Source organism: Sphingobacterium tabacisoli (assembly GCF_017908035.1).
Taxonomy (GTDB): Bacteria; Bacteroidota; Bacteroidia; order Sphingobacteriales; family Sphingobacteriaceae; genus Sphingobacterium; species Sphingobacterium tabacisoli.
The window spans coordinates 658,528-674,425 of record NZ_JAEQMU010000002.1 but is presented as its reverse complement, the minus strand read 5'-3'; the positions used below and the strand labels follow the sequence as shown (position 1 = coordinate 674,425).

At 40.9% G+C, this 15,898-nt stretch carries 19 protein-coding genes; 10 read left to right on the top strand and 9 right to left on the bottom strand.

Annotated elements, in window-relative coordinates; translation table 11 throughout:
- The first annotated feature begins 26 nt into the window (after positions 1–26).
- The 3 genes from JKG64_RS13800 to JKG64_RS13790 all read left to right on the top strand — a co-directional run bounded on the left by JKG64_RS13800 (position 27) and on the right by JKG64_RS13790 (position 3,674).
- Positions 27–1,889, top strand: coding sequence for a helix-turn-helix transcriptional regulator (locus tag JKG64_RS13800; protein WP_246512600.1), 1,863 nt, complete (start codon positions 27–29; stop codon positions 1,887–1,889).
- 362 nt (positions 1,890–2,251) lie between these two features.
- Positions 2,252–2,905: a helix-turn-helix domain-containing protein gene (locus tag JKG64_RS13795; RefSeq protein WP_210354888.1), complete on the top strand. Its 654-nt coding sequence runs from the start codon at positions 2,252–2,254 to the stop codon at positions 2,903–2,905.
- A gap of 61 nt (positions 2,906–2,966) precedes the next feature.
- Positions 2,967–3,674 (top strand): transglutaminase-like domain-containing protein, encoded by a 708-nt coding sequence (locus JKG64_RS13790; RefSeq protein WP_210354887.1) that lies wholly within the window; start codon positions 2,967–2,969, stop codon positions 3,672–3,674.
- A gap of 69 nt (positions 3,675–3,743) precedes the next feature.
- Here the strand turns inward: JKG64_RS13790 and JKG64_RS13785 are convergent, their stop codons facing one another.
- Complete coding sequence (locus tag JKG64_RS13785; RefSeq protein ID WP_210354886.1) at positions 3,744–4,031, bottom strand: hypothetical protein; 288 nt, start codon at positions 4,029–4,031, stop codon at positions 3,744–3,746.
- An 889-nt stretch (positions 4,032–4,920) separates the two neighbouring features.
- Between JKG64_RS13785 and JKG64_RS13780 the strand changes: the two genes are divergently transcribed.
- A complete protein-coding gene (locus JKG64_RS13780; RefSeq protein ID WP_210354885.1) occupies positions 4,921–5,277 on the top strand; it encodes a DUF6713 family protein in 357 nt (118 codons plus the stop codon).
- A 152-nt stretch (positions 5,278–5,429) separates the two neighbouring features.
- Here the strand turns inward: JKG64_RS13780 and JKG64_RS13775 are convergent, their stop codons facing one another.
- From JKG64_RS13775 to JKG64_RS13745, 7 genes are all read right to left on the bottom strand, one after another.
- On the bottom strand, positions 5,430–5,789 hold the full coding sequence (locus tag JKG64_RS13775; RefSeq protein ID WP_210354884.1) for a hypothetical protein: 360 nt from the start codon (positions 5,787–5,789) through the stop codon (positions 5,430–5,432).
- A gap of 186 nt (positions 5,790–5,975) precedes the next feature.
- Positions 5,976–6,521 (bottom strand): NlpC/P60 family protein, encoded by a 546-nt coding sequence (locus JKG64_RS13770; RefSeq protein ID WP_317195845.1) that lies wholly within the window; start codon positions 6,519–6,521, stop codon positions 5,976–5,978.
- Between the two features lie 353 nt (positions 6,522–6,874).
- Positions 6,875–7,258 (bottom strand): hypothetical protein, encoded by a 384-nt coding sequence (locus tag JKG64_RS13765; protein ID WP_210354883.1) that lies wholly within the window; start codon positions 7,256–7,258, stop codon positions 6,875–6,877.
- A 156-nt stretch (positions 7,259–7,414) separates the two neighbouring features.
- Positions 7,415–8,053 carry a fibronectin type III domain-containing protein gene (locus tag JKG64_RS13760; protein WP_210354882.1) on the bottom strand — a complete coding sequence of 213 codons (639 nt, stop codon included), beginning with the start codon at positions 8,051–8,053 and terminating at the stop codon, positions 7,415–7,417.
- A gap of 999 nt (positions 8,054–9,052) precedes the next feature.
- The gene (locus tag JKG64_RS13755; protein WP_210354881.1) at positions 9,053–9,415 is read right to left on the bottom strand and encodes a hypothetical protein; all 363 of its coding nucleotides are present in this window, start codon (positions 9,413–9,415) and stop codon (positions 9,053–9,055) included.
- Between the two features lie 173 nt (positions 9,416–9,588).
- Entirely contained in the window at positions 9,589–10,659 is a 1,071-nt protein-coding gene (locus JKG64_RS13750; RefSeq protein ID WP_210354880.1) for a histidine kinase, read from the bottom strand.
- A 2-nt stretch (positions 10,660–10,661) separates the two neighbouring features.
- Positions 10,662–11,444, bottom strand: a complete 783-nt coding sequence (locus tag JKG64_RS13745; RefSeq protein WP_210354879.1) for a LytR/AlgR family response regulator transcription factor — start codon at positions 11,442–11,444, stop codon at positions 10,662–10,664.
- 131 nt (positions 11,445–11,575) lie between these two features.
- On the opposite strand from JKG64_RS13745, the gene JKG64_RS13740 reads away from it, so the two are divergent.
- From JKG64_RS13740 to JKG64_RS13715, 6 genes are all read left to right on the top strand, one after another.
- Positions 11,576–11,803 (top strand): hypothetical protein, encoded by a 228-nt coding sequence (locus JKG64_RS13740; protein ID WP_210354878.1) that lies wholly within the window; start codon positions 11,576–11,578, stop codon positions 11,801–11,803.
- A gap of 11 nt (positions 11,804–11,814) precedes the next feature.
- Positions 11,815–12,405: a hypothetical protein gene (locus JKG64_RS13735; RefSeq protein WP_210354877.1), complete on the top strand. Its 591-nt coding sequence runs from the start codon at positions 11,815–11,817 to the stop codon at positions 12,403–12,405.
- 472 nt (positions 12,406–12,877) lie between these two features.
- Positions 12,878–13,285 (top strand): hypothetical protein, encoded by a 408-nt coding sequence (locus JKG64_RS13730; RefSeq protein WP_210354876.1) that lies wholly within the window; start codon positions 12,878–12,880, stop codon positions 13,283–13,285.
- Between the two features lie 29 nt (positions 13,286–13,314).
- Positions 13,315–13,890, top strand: a complete 576-nt coding sequence (locus JKG64_RS13725; protein ID WP_210354875.1) for a Crp/Fnr family transcriptional regulator — start codon at positions 13,315–13,317, stop codon at positions 13,888–13,890.
- 99 nt (positions 13,891–13,989) lie between these two features.
- A complete protein-coding gene (locus JKG64_RS13720) occupies positions 13,990–14,190 on the top strand; it encodes a hypothetical protein (RefSeq protein WP_210354874.1) in 201 nt (66 codons plus the stop codon).
- Positions 14,191–14,361: 171 nt separating this feature from the next.
- On the top strand, positions 14,362–14,592 hold the full coding sequence (locus JKG64_RS13715) for a hypothetical protein (protein ID WP_133584234.1): 231 nt from the start codon (positions 14,362–14,364) through the stop codon (positions 14,590–14,592).
- 61 nt (positions 14,593–14,653) lie between these two features.
- Here the strand turns inward: JKG64_RS13715 and JKG64_RS13710 are convergent, their stop codons facing one another.
- Positions 14,654–15,898 (bottom strand): TlpA family protein disulfide reductase, encoded by a 1,245-nt coding sequence (locus tag JKG64_RS13710; protein WP_210354873.1) that lies wholly within the window; start codon positions 15,896–15,898, stop codon positions 14,654–14,656.

The window sequence follows — 15,898 nt, the reverse complement described above, 5'->3', positions numbered from 1 at the left end:
ATCTACAGAATTTGTAAATTTGCTAAATGAAAATCAGAATTCTATTCATTACATTTTTTTTAATATCCTGCCATCTGCAAGCTCAAAATGCCTATATGGACAGCTTAATAAACGGTTTAAATCAACCCAAAACAGGCGCATCAAAAAGAATGGAAACATACAATTTATTAGTAGAACAATACCGTATTTCTATGATGTATGGTGAAGCTTCTTCTATAAATAAAGAATATATAGAACTGGCGAAAGATGAAAAAGCACTGACAGAAATAACAAAAGCTTATGTTAATGAAGGCGTTATTTTAGTAAATCAAGGAAAATACGAGAAAGCGGAACTATTCCTTGACTCTGCAAAAATCAGTTCGTCAAAAGCCAAGGACAAAATAGCGTCCGCCTACTCTGCTTATTTCACCCTATACCTCTCAAAATCATTAGGTGATTATAAAAAAGCTATGAATTATGGACTAAAATCTCTTTCACTTTTACAAAACAGTAAATCAAATCCCTTATTGGAGTTTAAAATTAATTATCAGCTATATGGTATATACACCGAATGGAATGATTTAGAAAACTCTAAAAAATATGCTCAAAAGGCCATAGAAGCAGCCTTGAAATCAGGAAATAAAAACGATTTAAGCAATGCTTATTCGGCTATGGCTGTGGCCTTTACTTATCAATATGAAAAAACAAATTCTTCGGTTGATTCTCAGGCTATTTTAGATTATTGTGAAAAGGCAGCATTACTATACCAACAATTTCCAGGGCAGGTAAGTGGATATACCTATAGTATAGCACGCAATAATAAGGCAAGTTATCTATTAAGGTATTCACCAAAAATAACAGCGGAAATCAGAAATAAAATTGAACATAACATCGCTGAATCTTTGGATATTTCGTCTAAACTACCTCTCGCACAGGCTACACAGACAGCAAGTTTAGGAATGTTGTCTAATCTAGCAAAACAGGACGGAGACTTAGTTAAAGCAGAACAATATATGCTAAAAGCATATTCAGTGATGCTCACCCAAAATCCCATTTATTATCATATTATGTCACGCGTCGTAAGTGAACTTTCTGATATTTATGAACATAAGGATGATCTGAAAAAGGCACTCGAATTTCAAAAGAAACATAATGAATATAAAGCTTTGCTATTCAACCAATCTGAAGCCGAAGCGGTAAAAAAACTAGAAGTACAATATCAATCTGAGAAGAAAGAACAAGAAATACTGATACTGAAAGAACGTTCGGAAAACCAACGGAAACAAAAACTTCTATATGCAGGTTTAGGATTAATCGGTACTGCAGGGGCATTTTTCATGTTCCGCTCCTATCATTTCCGATTACGGTATTCAATGGAACAGGAACGGAAACTAATAACCGAAAAACACGAAGCTGAATTACAGATAAAGTTTGAAAAAGAAGAGCAGTCACGATTGAAAGCAGAACAACAATTATTGACCTTTCAACAACAGAAACTGAAAGATGAAGTAATGGCAAACCAATTACATATCCAACATAAAAATGAAATTTTACAGCAATTGAAAGAAAAATTGGAAGATGATAAGTCTGTGAATCTAAAGCAGATCATAAGAGATGAAAACCTATTTGATAAGGATTTTGAAAAAGCTAAATTTCAGATTCAGGAAATTCACGCTAATTTCTTTAAGGCTATTAATGAAAACGCAAAACAGAAGCTTACTTTGCTAGACCTGAAGTACTGTGCATACTTTTATCTTGGAATGGATACCAAACAGATTGCAAATATCCTGAGCGTAGAGGCCAAAAGCGTGAGAATGACTAAATATCGATTAAAACAAAAATTAGGATTAAATTCAAAAATGGACTTGTTAGCATATTTAAAGAACATAGTTACAAATCCTTTAGCTTAAGTTTTCTGACCGACTGGGTAAAAGTGGAATGAGACTCTAAGATTGACTTTTCAGTATGTTGCATGGTGATTTAGTTCCAAATACGTTGTCTCGAAAAATTAGCGGATCTTTGTCGTATGAATTGGTTTGAAGAGACCAATACGATCCTTCAATAGATTCTAAAATTTTGAGAACTAAATTCTGTAAATTTGATAAAATATATTTTGTCAGATTATGGCCGTAACTGTCAACGAAGAAGAGTTCATAGTCGTTTTATCATACATCCAATGAATGATCTATCTCGAAGCAAAGTACATATTGAAAGTATGATGGGAATATTTGTCGGGAAACTGAACGACAATGCATTGCATAAACATTATGCAATGCAGATTAGTATCGCTGCAAATGGAAAACTTGACATCGCTGACAATCAAAATAACCATAACCATTATTCGACATGTTTTATAAACAGTAATGTTGAACACCAATTTACCTGCAACGAAATGTCCTTGATTATTCTCATAAATCCAATTAGTAGCATAGGTCATCAACTGTATATCCGAAATAAAGCTATCGATATAGCAGAACTAAATGAAGACTTAATGCCCATTAGAGAGATGTTTGTTGATTATTTAGAAAAGAAATCTGACTTTGGCCAGCTAACCGGTAATGTCGGAAATCATCTCCGAAACTATACATGTAAGTGTGAGGTTGGTAATCATGTTGAAGATGATAGAATTTATAAAGCTATTCAATATCTGGAACAGAATTTTGACCGCATTGTCTCGCTAAAAGAAATTTCAAGCACTTGTTTTCTCTCGGAAACACGCTTTCTGCATCTTTTCAAAGATAAGACGAAATTAAATTTTAGGAGATACCAACTATGGAACAAGCTGGTAAAATCACTTCCTTACCTAAAGACTCATTCTATTACTGAAACGGCTCATCGATTTGGCTTTACAGACAGTTCGCACTATAGCAGAACATTTAAGGAGACTTTCGGAGTAAAGACCAGATTTTTATCATCACTAAATTAGCCAGTTTATACAAGTTTACAATAGGAGGCTTTCGCATCTTTACTATATAAAATAAAGCGCGATGAACACTTACCTTAAAGAGACTAAAATTCTGGATTACTCTCACGAATCAATACAGAATTTAATAAAAGATAGACAATGGAACCAGCTCGATACTATTTCGAGAGTAAAGAGTATCTATAATTTTGTAAGAGATGAAATAAAATTCGGATACAATATTTCGGATGACATTGCCGCATCTGCAATACTAAAAGATGGATATGGGCAGTGTAACACAAAAGCAACTTTATTAATGAGCTTATTGAGAGCATCACAGATCCCCAACCGTATTCATGGCTTTACCATCGACAAAGCATTGCAAAAAGGTGCTATAACGGGTATGTGGTACAAGCTATCTCCTAATAACATACTACATAGCTGGGTCGAAATTCTGCTCAATGGCCAATGGTATTTTTTAGAAGGTATAATTTTGGATAAACCGTATCTGACAAAACTCCAAGAAAAATATAAAGATTGTAAAACTACTTTTTGTGGTTATGGAGCATATACCGATAGCTTTGAAAAACCTCCAATCGATTGGAATTTAAATAACACCTATATCCAAGACAAGGGTATCAATCAGGATTTTGGGCTTTTCGATTCACCAGATGAATTTTATGCTAAACATACACAGAAGTTAAACGCTTTTAAGAGATTTATTTTCCAACGTATCGTCAGACACATAATGAACAGAAATGTACAAAAGATAAGAAACAGCGTATATTTGTAAATCTTACATCCCTCTTGATAGTATTATATGTATTCAGTATAAACCACTAATTCAATTTCACCTCAGTATTTATAACTCTTTGTGCAGAAGGAGCATATCCGAAATGCTTTTAACAAAATCAGTAGTGTTGTGTTTTTCATAATACTTTTCTATAAATTGTAAAATCCTATATATCTCAAAAAAAGGTTCGTACTTTGTAGCATAAAATACATCTACATTGTCTTGTCCATTATATTCTTCTACTTTCCACGTTCCTGTGACATCAATCAAAACATCTTTTTCTGGTAACTGAGGGTAATCAGCATTTTTTTCCAATAACTGGATCCGTGCAGATATCAGTTCGCATCCTATGCTCAAGATTAGGAGTTATTCCTTGCTTTAAAATATCTGGATCTAAGAAAAAACAGCCCTTACTATCATCAAAATAAGTTAAAATCTTTTCACAAATGGTTTCAAATTCTTCTCTATCGGTAGAAATCAGTTCCTTAGAGATTACACTTTGTTCGGCTATATTTGTACAGACTAAGAGGTTAATGATAAACAAGCCTATTGATAAAAGGAAATAATTGCGATTTAATGCCTTCATAATATCTTCGTTTTCAACCCAAAACAAAAGCACCTCAATATGAACACTTTAATCAGATAAAAAACACGCAATAACAGGTGAATTTCAAGCATAGTATTTAAAATATAGGGGAAATCTAAAAAAATTAAAGCTTCTTTTAGATTAGAGCAATCCTTGATGAAATAATTATCTATTTGTAATTACAAATCTAGATTACCAGTAACATCTATATAAAACGTGATCATAACAAGGTCTACAGATGTCAGGTAAATTAGATCGAAGCTTGAGCACTCTAATTGGATAATTTTACATATCTGACCTGTTCAGGAGTATTAAACACCTTATAGCTACCCGATATTGCAATTGCCTGACACATCCTTTCCTTCTCCATCATCATTTTCCCCAAAAAGGTCTTTCAAACCCTACAGTAGCTCAGGCCAAATCAAGATATACATCACTGAAGCGTTCCAAGTCGATTTCATGATCACATAGCTCTTTCAAAACTGGAGTCAGATTTTGGGAGTCATGATACATGGAAAAGACATAAAATACTTTAATTTAATATATTATAGAAATCATCAATTACATTATCGCTACAATAGGAAATTTACAATAATAAACGATAATTTCTTCCTATTTTTAGGCTCTCATTTGTAACACCGCTTGACATTATTTTATCTTATGCCTAACTACTTTTTATTTTATTTGGCTCTGTCTTTCTTCTTGGCTCATGAGATCGACGCTGTACGATGTAAAGAGTGGCGAATTTTTCCACTATTGGAGTTGATCAATGAGCAATTAGCGAGGACGATATTTATTCTCGCTCATGTGCCATTGTTTTTCTTCTTAAGTATTCAACTTAGCTGCATCACCGAAAATGAAAGTTTTATGTGGTACATGGATATTTTTTTCGTCGTGCATATGCTGATGCATATCGGGTATCTAAAGCACAAAAACAACAAATTCAAGGATTGGCTTTCGTGGTTAGCGATTGGGGGAGCCGGGATTTTCGCTTGCCTTGATTTGGTGTGTAGATAAGTATTGTGTAGGGAGAAACCATTTCATTTTGTAGGAGGAAAAGATGTTTTTATAAACCTTTCTACACCATCTTCTATGTTATAATCGTTATCTTTCTGTAATTAAGCTGAGTTACAAACAACAGATTATGGAAAGACAACCCTTTACGTAATCTAAATGAACCGCTTACCAATGTAACATATACCATAGCCACAGACCAACAGCAGCAGGATTCCCATGATCGGAATCCATTTCTGCTGGGATAATTTCTGTAAATGCGTGGAAAAGAAATGTGTATCTACCGATTCAGCATTATGCTGGTAAACACTATCCTGCCGGGAGAGCCATTGCTTGCTTTTTACGCCTGCTTCCCAAAAGGACAATATACCATTGCGGGCATACAGACCGCTATCGGGATGGTAATAGAAGGCCGTATCCGACCTGAAGAACCACCCTCGATTGGAACTATCGAGGATGGATACCCCTTGAATCTGCTGACTGTGCTTGCTGATCTGTGCCCGCTGATGTGCCATTAGGAGCCTTTCGCTTTTTTGCTTTGTCGTACGGCAACTGAGAAAGGTGAGCATAGTAAAGAAGATGAGGATCCCGCAAATTGGGACAAGGGTGATGTGTTTCATGTTTACGAGAGTTATGGAGTTATCGTGTTAACGAGATGTGAAGTGAGCAAGTTAACAAGATAACAAGTTCACTGGTTAACATTATTCAACCCAATCGGCTATTGCATACACTGTCTTGAGATGTCGCCGTCGGGATTCGACTCGATTGTTGCTATTACCTTCGATTGTCACGAGGTACTGGTCTTGCTTTTCTTTAACCAGTCCCACATGGTTGATGCGTTTGACAGCCGAACCGTAAATTCCGAATACATCTGCCGATCGACATTGGTCTTTACTGATCTGTCTTGCTTTGGGAAATAATGCGGGAGACCATGGGTTACGTGGAACGCTGAACCCGGCCTGGCCATAGACCCAAGACACAAATGCAGAACACCATTCGTAGCCTTTGCCTAGACTCGTATAGCGGAGGTATTCTTCGATACGTGGGCCGTCGTTGTTATCAGTAGATTCGCGAACGCCTAGTTCTTTACTTGCTATTTTTATTATTGATTGACGACTCTTTTTATTCTTGTTATTGTCCTCCATGCCAGAATGCTTAGCCTCTACGCCACTCAAGCCGTGGCAGGGATCCTCCTTTTTTTCCGCAAAAAAGGAGGCAAAAAACTCATCGCTTAAAACTTTTGACACGAAGGAGGTGCATCCACCTACTATTGTCAAAAATTTTGTAGGCGATAAATTGAGTAGCCGTAAGGAACTACTAGCACTAACCGAATAAGATGGCCTAGTTTGCGCAAGGCGTAAAGAATTGTTGATTATTTCTGAGGCGCAATCAGACTTGTTTGATCCCGATTTCTCGGGAGAGTTTATCTTATTGCCAGAAATAAGAGAACAATTTAGCCGAGCAACCAAGCCTTGATTTAGCTTCGCTGAACTCCACTTCGTTCCGGTTTTTTGTTTCGTTTTTTCATCAAGGAAAAAATGAAAATCCCTCCCTTGATAAAGGGAATAAAAACCGTTTTTCACTGATGATTTAAACACATCTAGAACACTATTTCGACAGCCATTAACACTGCATACAGCAGTAAAAAGAAAACCGAGAAATAAAGAATACATTGTTGCCATGATGTTAATTGGTTAAGATGTTGACCAAACTGTTTACGAAAAGATTTAAAAGGATACCATAGTAGTTCCTGTAGCCATATACTGATATAGATGGCCAGCCAACCTACGAGCAGTCCAAAGACCGCAACGGTCAGTGTTCCGAAATCCAGGACGCCGATAGCGGGATCGATCAGTTGTAATACCGTAGAGACCATAATCCAAGCGATGACTAGAAATAAAAAGCCGAAGAATAGCTTTTGCTTGAGTGTTAGTTCCTCTGACCAGCCCTGGGCCAACCATGAGGGATTGATTGTTGTTTGCATAATATAGCGCTATGAAGGTGATAAAAGTTATGTAGTGATACGTGACCAGTGAGGAGTGAGGAGTAACGAGTGACCAGTGACGAGCAAAACTTTCCACTTCGTCACTATGTCACTGCATTACTACTTTAATCACTTCATCACTGTGTCACTAGTTCCCTATCGTGCTATCAAGGATACTGCTTCTGACCAGTCTCCCATACCTTTACCGTTGCGTGCCCGCACGCGTACAAAGTATTTGACTCCGGGTGTTCTATCAGTCAGGACATTGCCCCGTGATGAAGTCGTATTGAAGGTTTCAAACCATTCCACCGTATTGGTCGCATCTTCGCGTCCCACTTCTACTTCATACTCCCAAACTCTTTTGAGCGGAGTAAAGTCTAAGCGCATCTGACCGGAGATCCGTCCGTCACGCAGCTGTATACGAGCGGTCACCAATGGCAACTCGGAGCTACTCGGTTTGCTTACCAATACCAGTCCGGTACTCAATAGCAAGGACAACTGTCCATTGGCCACTTCGTTGACATGGTGTGCCAGATTTTTCAGCGCGAAGAGTAGTGCATCACGACTTTCGTTCTTCAAGCTGATCTCTAGTGCCGAACCTCGCCTGCTAGCGATTTCATGTTTGGTAATATAATCGTTGACGATAGTTTCCAGATCTGTAAGTCCGGGATTAGGATTCGGAAAGCTTGCCTGTGTGCTTGTTTCCTGCATCGCCTTTAACACACGTCCTGCCAACGTAGATAGCTCGTAATCGGAGAGTGCCTTATAATTGCTAATTACTTTTTCTTTTCTCATGATATTATTATTTGTTATGTAGTTATGAGGGTTATAAGATTATGTAGTTATGGATGTCATTAACCATTCACAATTAATCATTAATCCTGACAAGGTGGCCCACGCGGCGAAAACTTTTTGTTGCTGTTCATGATCCAAATATGGCCTGGAAGCCCGAAAAATGAAATTTTTGACGCAACGTGGTGGAACAAGATGAATAAAGTGCCTCTTTTGACGCAACGTGACGAAAGCTATTATCTAAAAGTTTATCGTATTCGGTTTGGATAGGTCGGTATCGAAAATGAGTTTGCCGCTAATCCATTTGTGTTTGCCTTGGAACAGCACAGATTAATCGCCACAGCAAACAGATCCTCCATGTAACCATTGAACAGCGCCATCGATCAAAAGCAGTGTACGAAAGAAAGAAACCAATCATCCATAACCAAAAAGAAAAACACGGCACTCATCTACGGCAATACCGCTAACCGAAAGAGCCAACTAACGGATATGAACCGAAGAGTGACACCATGTAATGAATCAACGGCATCAATACTTAGATAAAACCACGAAACCAAAAGGATTTACCGAGTAGTCGAAAGCGCTTACAGCTAGACCAAAACAAGTACCGCGCAATAAAAAGGACTTACCACTATCTTATCACCATTTATCGAGGAACCAAATCCCTAAGTCGCTAACTAGAAGTCAGCGACCGCAACAACAGATGCGTATGCCACAGAACTGTTTTAACAGCAGGTCGTCTTAAATTGATGAGCCACCTACCCTTAGCCGTGAAGATAGAACCTAAACCGAACTGTGTCCGCCCAAATTGCATAAGCCACTATATAGGAGCGTGGACAGATCCTCTTAAAACGATCCACGACATAGCTAAAGGGGACAACCACCTATCCTTTACAATAAGCGGATAATTCAATAAAAAACGCCGCTGATCGGTATTGATCAACGGCGTATTTGATATGAACTTATCCTTATTCGTTTGCGAAAGATGGGCACACAAAATGGTTACAGCTTCCCTTTTCTTTTAGAGTACCAAACTTTTGCCGCTTCAACTTCCGCCTTCACCAGCCGCACACGCCCATTTTTATGCTCGAGCTTAGTGAACTCTTCACGGTTACGCATTCTATCGATATGCGAACGTGACACGTTCATCGCGAGACAGGCCTCTCCAACCGTGCACAACTCCTCTTCGGTATAAGCATCTATATCCGGCTTTTCAGGCGGAGCTGCCGTATCATTTTTAGCAGGAGCATCTATCTTTCCAGCGGAATCCGGCAGACCAGACGCTTGTAGTAATTGTACGATATGATTCAGGCAGGCCAGGATATCCCCGGCCAGTCTGACAAGAGTGGATAGTAATCGAATCATGATCTTAGTGTATTAAGACCACCGATTGCACAAGTACAGACAAGACCAAAAAATCCCGATACGTCCCTTCCTATTACAGACAGACTAGTAGGTAGATATACAAAATCCTGGCATGCCGTCAAGAGATGGTAAGTTTATAATACAAACAAGTATATGAAAAATAAGATAAAGGTCTAGGAGATGTCGCGTGGTGCTTCGGCAAAAACAGCTATATTGAGGGTGATGACCACCTCAAAACACTGCCCTATCTGCTCCACAGAAATCGTATTCATCGGATCAAGCGCGACTACATAATCGTGCAAGAGTTTTAACCCCTTCCCGGTGGCTATCGGATTATGCTTCTTAGTTGCAGGAATCCAGTTCATCGCGCGTATCATAAGGCTTTCGGGGGTAATACAGTACAAATCGATCAGGATGGGCTTATGCTCGTCTGTACATATTCCGTATTCGCAGGCATTTTCGACTAGTGTCAATAGCAACATATAGGGGATACACAGCTCGTCAGTGACGCCCTGCCCTATGCGTATATCCAGCATAATCTCCTCATCCTCCCGACGCAGGCTATAAATTTCAAGCAACCGATCCACCTGTTCCAGTTCCTGTTTCAGTAACACAAAGCGTGTATCTTGATGCTTTACGCTATAAACAAAGAGCGCCATCAGTAGATCGATACAACGTATGCTACGGCCTCTATCCCGTCGGGTCAACGCTCGCAGGGCACTAATGGTATTTTTCATAAAATGCGGAAAGAAGTGCTGCCGAGCCAGCTGCTGCCGTAATAACTTCTTACCTCTACGTACCTGCAAAAGCTCGAAATTCTGCTGTTGGAACTCCCCCCAGTTAGAAATCCCATGACGCACCATATAGTAGAGAAAACTAAATGAGTTGGTCGCTATATAAGCAGTCCACACGTGTTGATAATTGCTGATTTCCCAGTTACCATCCCATACAAACCCTCCTAACATCATGCTTATTGCTATCGACAAACTAAATACCAATAGGTCAATCCCTATAAAGCCGAACATAATCCAAGCAAGAGCATACTTTCTACCTCCGGTAGCCCTCGGTAAAATGAACCAAATGGCCAACAAAAAAAGAAGGAGCAATGTCATCAGCATAAAAAATAAATCTATCCAACCTGAAAAGGCATACGCCGCTATATGGATAACATAAGCGTATACCAGAAAGACAGATACCCCCGCCACTATACGTAGCTCCCTATTTCCGACCGAACGATAAGGCATACTTATATTTTATTTCTTTCCAGGTAGGCTCTGACTTTGCGCCGATAGCCATCGGTCACCAATACCTTCCTATCGTGATAATAAACAATGGCATGAATGCCCACCTTCGTCGCATACGCCACATTGATCAATACTGAGGAATTTGGTGGTATGAAGATATCCAGTTTTTTAAACTGCTCATAAAAGTCCCTAAGCGCCATCCGCAACTGCCCCAGCAAAACGAGCGTCCCCTGAGTACCTGCGCCATATATTTGGAGGAATTTGCCCTCACGCTCCACTTTGATCACATCCTTCAACAGTATCGGCACCCGCGCTCGTACCCTTCGATTCGTTTTGCGCTTCCGTCCAGAGGTTTCTAACTCTTCCTGTGGTGGTTGCAAAGCATAGATTCTTCGCTCTGCCAGCTCCAATGATTGGCGCAAGCCTAGACGTGCCATCAACTGCTGGATATCTTCCAGCTGCACCGGTTTGGATAGATAGTCATCAGGCTTTAATAAAGCATTTTCACGCAAGTAATCGTCGAAATGATCGGTAAAGAAAATAAAAAACCGACTATAACGGCGCAGCTCTTCTGCCCCCTCTATGCCCGACATCCCCTTACCAAACTGTATATCGCAAAAGATAAAATCCAGGACTTTGTCGTCTGTCCTCAGATATTCCAGTGCCGTCTCCACAGATCCATATGCATCGACTATAGTAAACAGCTCAGAGATATCCAATGCATCTGCAACATCTAGTCGCACGTTCTTCTCATCGTCAATAATTAGGGCGGTGTATAGATTCATTTTTAGCTTAAAATTCACTCCGGTTAATAGGTGAAGTTACAAAATAAACCACAAAACAACCCAAAAATACCCTTCGCGACATAAAAGTTACCGATAGATAAGATTTTTAAGACAATAAATTTTTAAATAATATGAACAATAAAGCCAAACAAAAACTCATTGTATGCACCTGCCTCGTTATGGGCCTGGCGCTTTACAGTAATCTCCCGCATACTCTTGATGCCCCCGTACACCCTATTGTCGAATCGTCAGATCCAGTAGATTACGACCGCTTGGGCACTAAGATTTTTGCTCCCAAAAAGCCCACAAAGCGGAGTAATGACGAGGCTTTGGAGCGTTACCTTACACCGTACAACTAACCGAGGGTAAGATGCTACAACGGATCGGATCTATAGGCCTGGCACTACATCTTGGATTGGTATTCCTACACAATATCTGCAATATCCAGCCACCGTCTACCGATGTAAAATCGGCCTTAGATCCGATTACCCATACTATGCAGAAACTCTGTAGCGCACCGGGATTTCGTCATTATGGACAACTGGCCGGTATCCATGGATGCTACGGATTTTACAGCCCACAGGTAGGTAGTATTTATTCAAGTCGGATAGAAGTACGCTGTGCACGAACAGCTACCGAACTCCGACTCTCTTCCCCGGGTCTACGTACTACCGCCAGCAAGATCCGGTACTGTACCCTGCTTGAAGCGCTGGAAGGCTGGCGCTCTGGAGTCGATCAGACCAAGGCTCCAGCACTGGCCCGTGCCACTGCCCAAAGCATTTACAACCATGTACAACGCCAATATCCAGACCGCGCGATCCGTCTTCGGATCTATAGCATACGTATACCTAGCCTAAGCGAGCTCCGCACAAAAAAACAAACCAACAAAATGATAACACCTATTTATGAACAGCCAACGCAACAGAAACACCCCCTATGCAACAGCGCACACTTTTGGTGACGGCTTACAGCTATTGCCACGCGGTATCGGTCTACTACTCGGCATCGAAATGATCCAGCTCTGGGCCGACCTGTCCCTGCTCTACGGCCCACACAGTGTCTACGATGCGGCGCTGCTCCCCTATTGGCATAGTGGTAGTAGTTGGAACTGGGAAGAACTATTTCGCAGTGCCCATCCCTTGTGGATCCATGCCACAGCGACGCTGTACAGCATATGCTGTGTCTGTTTAGTTTTCGGCAGGTGGGTCCCCTATTCCAGCCTCCTATTATTAATAATCCATCACGGTCTGTTTATGGCAGACCTGCGTTGGGCCTATGGCGCAGACTATCTGGCACAAACCGGCTTGTTGTTTAGTCTACTTTTTAGCTATCATCCTCGAACGGACAGTCGGCACAAGTGGCAACGCACAGGCGTTTACTTCTGGCAGGCACAGCTTGTCCTGGTCTACTTTTTTGGCGGGCTGGGCAAGGCTATGGGACCGACCTGGTGGAATGGCGAAGCCATCTGGAAGGCCGTGCAGCAGCCATTCCCGAGCAACCTGCTTGATATTCCCCTCCACTGGGGCAGCTGGACCGCATGCTGGGTCATTATGGGAATAGCTGTTGTGCTGTTGGAGCTCGGCTATGCAATGGCTTGGCTAGGAACAATGTACCGACGTATTATCTGTATAACGACCATCGGTATGCATGTGGGTATAGCCCTGACTATTGGCCTATATCATTTCTCGGCGCTTATGATCTGGTACAACCTATGCGCCTGGTATTACCCTTATCGCACACAGACTAGTTATCCAATTCATAACGCACCCCTTGGACATGCCGCGCCTGATGCAGCAAGTACCATCAAGACAGCATCCATCCAATACAAGGAAAGGAGGTAAAATTCATGTATAAAAATAAACAAAGCACTATGAAAGGATTAATCCATTTTTTTCAACAGTACCGCAAACTCTGCCCCGAGGCACTGGACTTTATCCGATCTCAGGGCAAGATAAAAACCTATGTCAAAAATGAATGGTATAAGCAAGAAGCAGAGCTTATTCCCAAATGGTGCTTTGTCCTGGACGGGCTGGTCGCCAAGATAGGTTACAAAAAAGGAAATACCGAATATATCGAACGCCTATGCCCGACACAAGGCTGCTTTACAGGCAGCAAACACGCCTTCTCCAGCAGTAGGGAACCTTTGGCTATTCAGTTTTTACAGCCTACGACACTCTATGAAATCCCCATTACAGCCCTGCAGGAAGCATTAACAAAATTTCCGGAGCTGAAAGAAATCTATCAGATCCTACAGCAGCATCGGCAGCTGCGCTTACAGGAACAGGTACATATCTTACGCTTGCCTGTGATCCAGCGCCTCCATGCCCTATTTATCGTACGTCCGCAGATCTTTGCCCACCTGACCGTAGCGCAACGTATGTCATACCTGGGCATCAGTAACTATCGGGAATACTATAAAGCCTTAAACTACCACATGCGACAGTAACTTATATACCAATGGCATATGCCCAAGATAAAAGTCTTCCCGAACTTCGTATGAACATTAAAAAACAGCATAACTTGATAACACGATAACTCTACAAAAATGACAGCAATAGTCCCATATCATCCATCGGATATCGCAAAAGCAGGTAGACACCGGGCCTTAAGGATAGACTCCGCAGCTATAGGCCATCCCTCATGGGGGCAGACCTACCCTATGCTGTATTCAGTTGGTATGATGCAAAGCTATTGCTACCGGCCGCTATTCAAACGGATACGGCGTAGATTCGCGGTATACCCGTGAGGCGGTATTGAAAGGAATGGTCTGGCAAATAAGGAGTCCCACCGCCAAGAACCAAAAAGCCCTCTTAGCGAGGGCTGGGGCCAATGCAGTATCTGATTTTTTTAACCAAGGCAGATACCGTCATTGTGATCAATTCATAAATCTAAGTTAGTTAATTTAAATCATAAGCTTATGGCACAGTGGTTTCAATTAAATACGGGCGGTAACCCTACGATTCCTTCCAATTATGCACCAGTAACAGGATCTCCATCTTGTTCTGGCAGTGGAAAGATCTGTGCGGTAAATGCTAATCCTGACGGAAATGGTGATCCAGATTTAACAGATGCGTTAAAAGATGAGATGATCCTTTCGCTCCATACAGGTATAGCACAACCGAACGTAAGATTGCGCGGTACAGCTTAATCTTCGATATTAAGTCAAAATAGTAACTGGGGGCACCGAAAGTGCCCCCTTTCTGCTGTTACTACTTTTCTTCTACGACAAGAACTTCTACAGATCTACGCCCTGAGACAACCTCTAATCCATAGTACGAGAGTTGGTCATTTAACTCTTTAATATTAGAATAACTTCCTATCTCTAAATGACCTTTGAATCCCGATTCATCTATTACAGGCGGATAATCGCCCGAATAGTCCATTAAAAACGTAAGAATCCCGATATTATCTATTTTTTTCCCTGTTTTAACAGTATCTTTTGATCTCACTTTCTTACCTGTCTTACGAATAATAAGACAATTCATCTCCAGCGTATCCCAATATACGCTCAATCCCAGTAAACTATTCAGATCATTTAGTACGAGTTTAGCCTGATCCGACAAATCACCTACCACAGTACTTCTACGTTCATAGCTAATACCGTATTGGGTCAACCATATGTGCGAACCTCCCGTCCCCTCTTGATAACGGTACTTGGACGGATCTTTCACCTTCCATAGGATCCGTTGTTCTGTCAGTATAAAAGTCGGCTTTTTAATATAGGCAAGCATTGCCTTATAGGCATTCAGAATGCCGACGTTATAGAAATAAGTCTTATAAAAACCCGATACGGAATCACTTTCTATAGTCAATCCCGGCTTTTCCTCCAGCGATTCTTGATACCCTGTGATCTTGACCGAACCTACCATATCTGATCCTTCTTCTAACATCCGTACCTTTTCCCTAAAATCATCCTTCTGTGGTACAGCTAACTTTCCTGTATTATATAATTCCTCAATAAACCGCTCTTTAACATAATCAGGATAAGTAATTGCCTGCACCTTTCCTTTATATAGAAATACGGTATGGGGTACGCCCTGATGCGGAAAATATTTCCGCATCAGGGTATCAGCAACCACTGTAGGTAGTTTTACATTATTCTCTTTCAGGAAACGATTGTCCCTATAGAACTTTTCTATTACCTCCTTAGATTGCCAGGTCACCATCAGCACCAATAGCTTTTGCCGCATCTGCTGTTGTATCCGTTGCAGATGCGGCATACCTTCGATGCAGGTCGCACAATACGTATCGAAGAACTCTAGTACAACAACCTTATCCTTATAATTGCCCAGATCAATCTCAGATTGTTCCCAATTCACGATAGGCATTGCTGTTATCTCGGGGACAGACTCCCCTACAACAAGCTGCCAACTGCGATCAATAGACTTTGATTGTCCTATTGTTAGTGTATATCCAAACCACACAAGCAAACATATCATGCTATATCCTTTCAT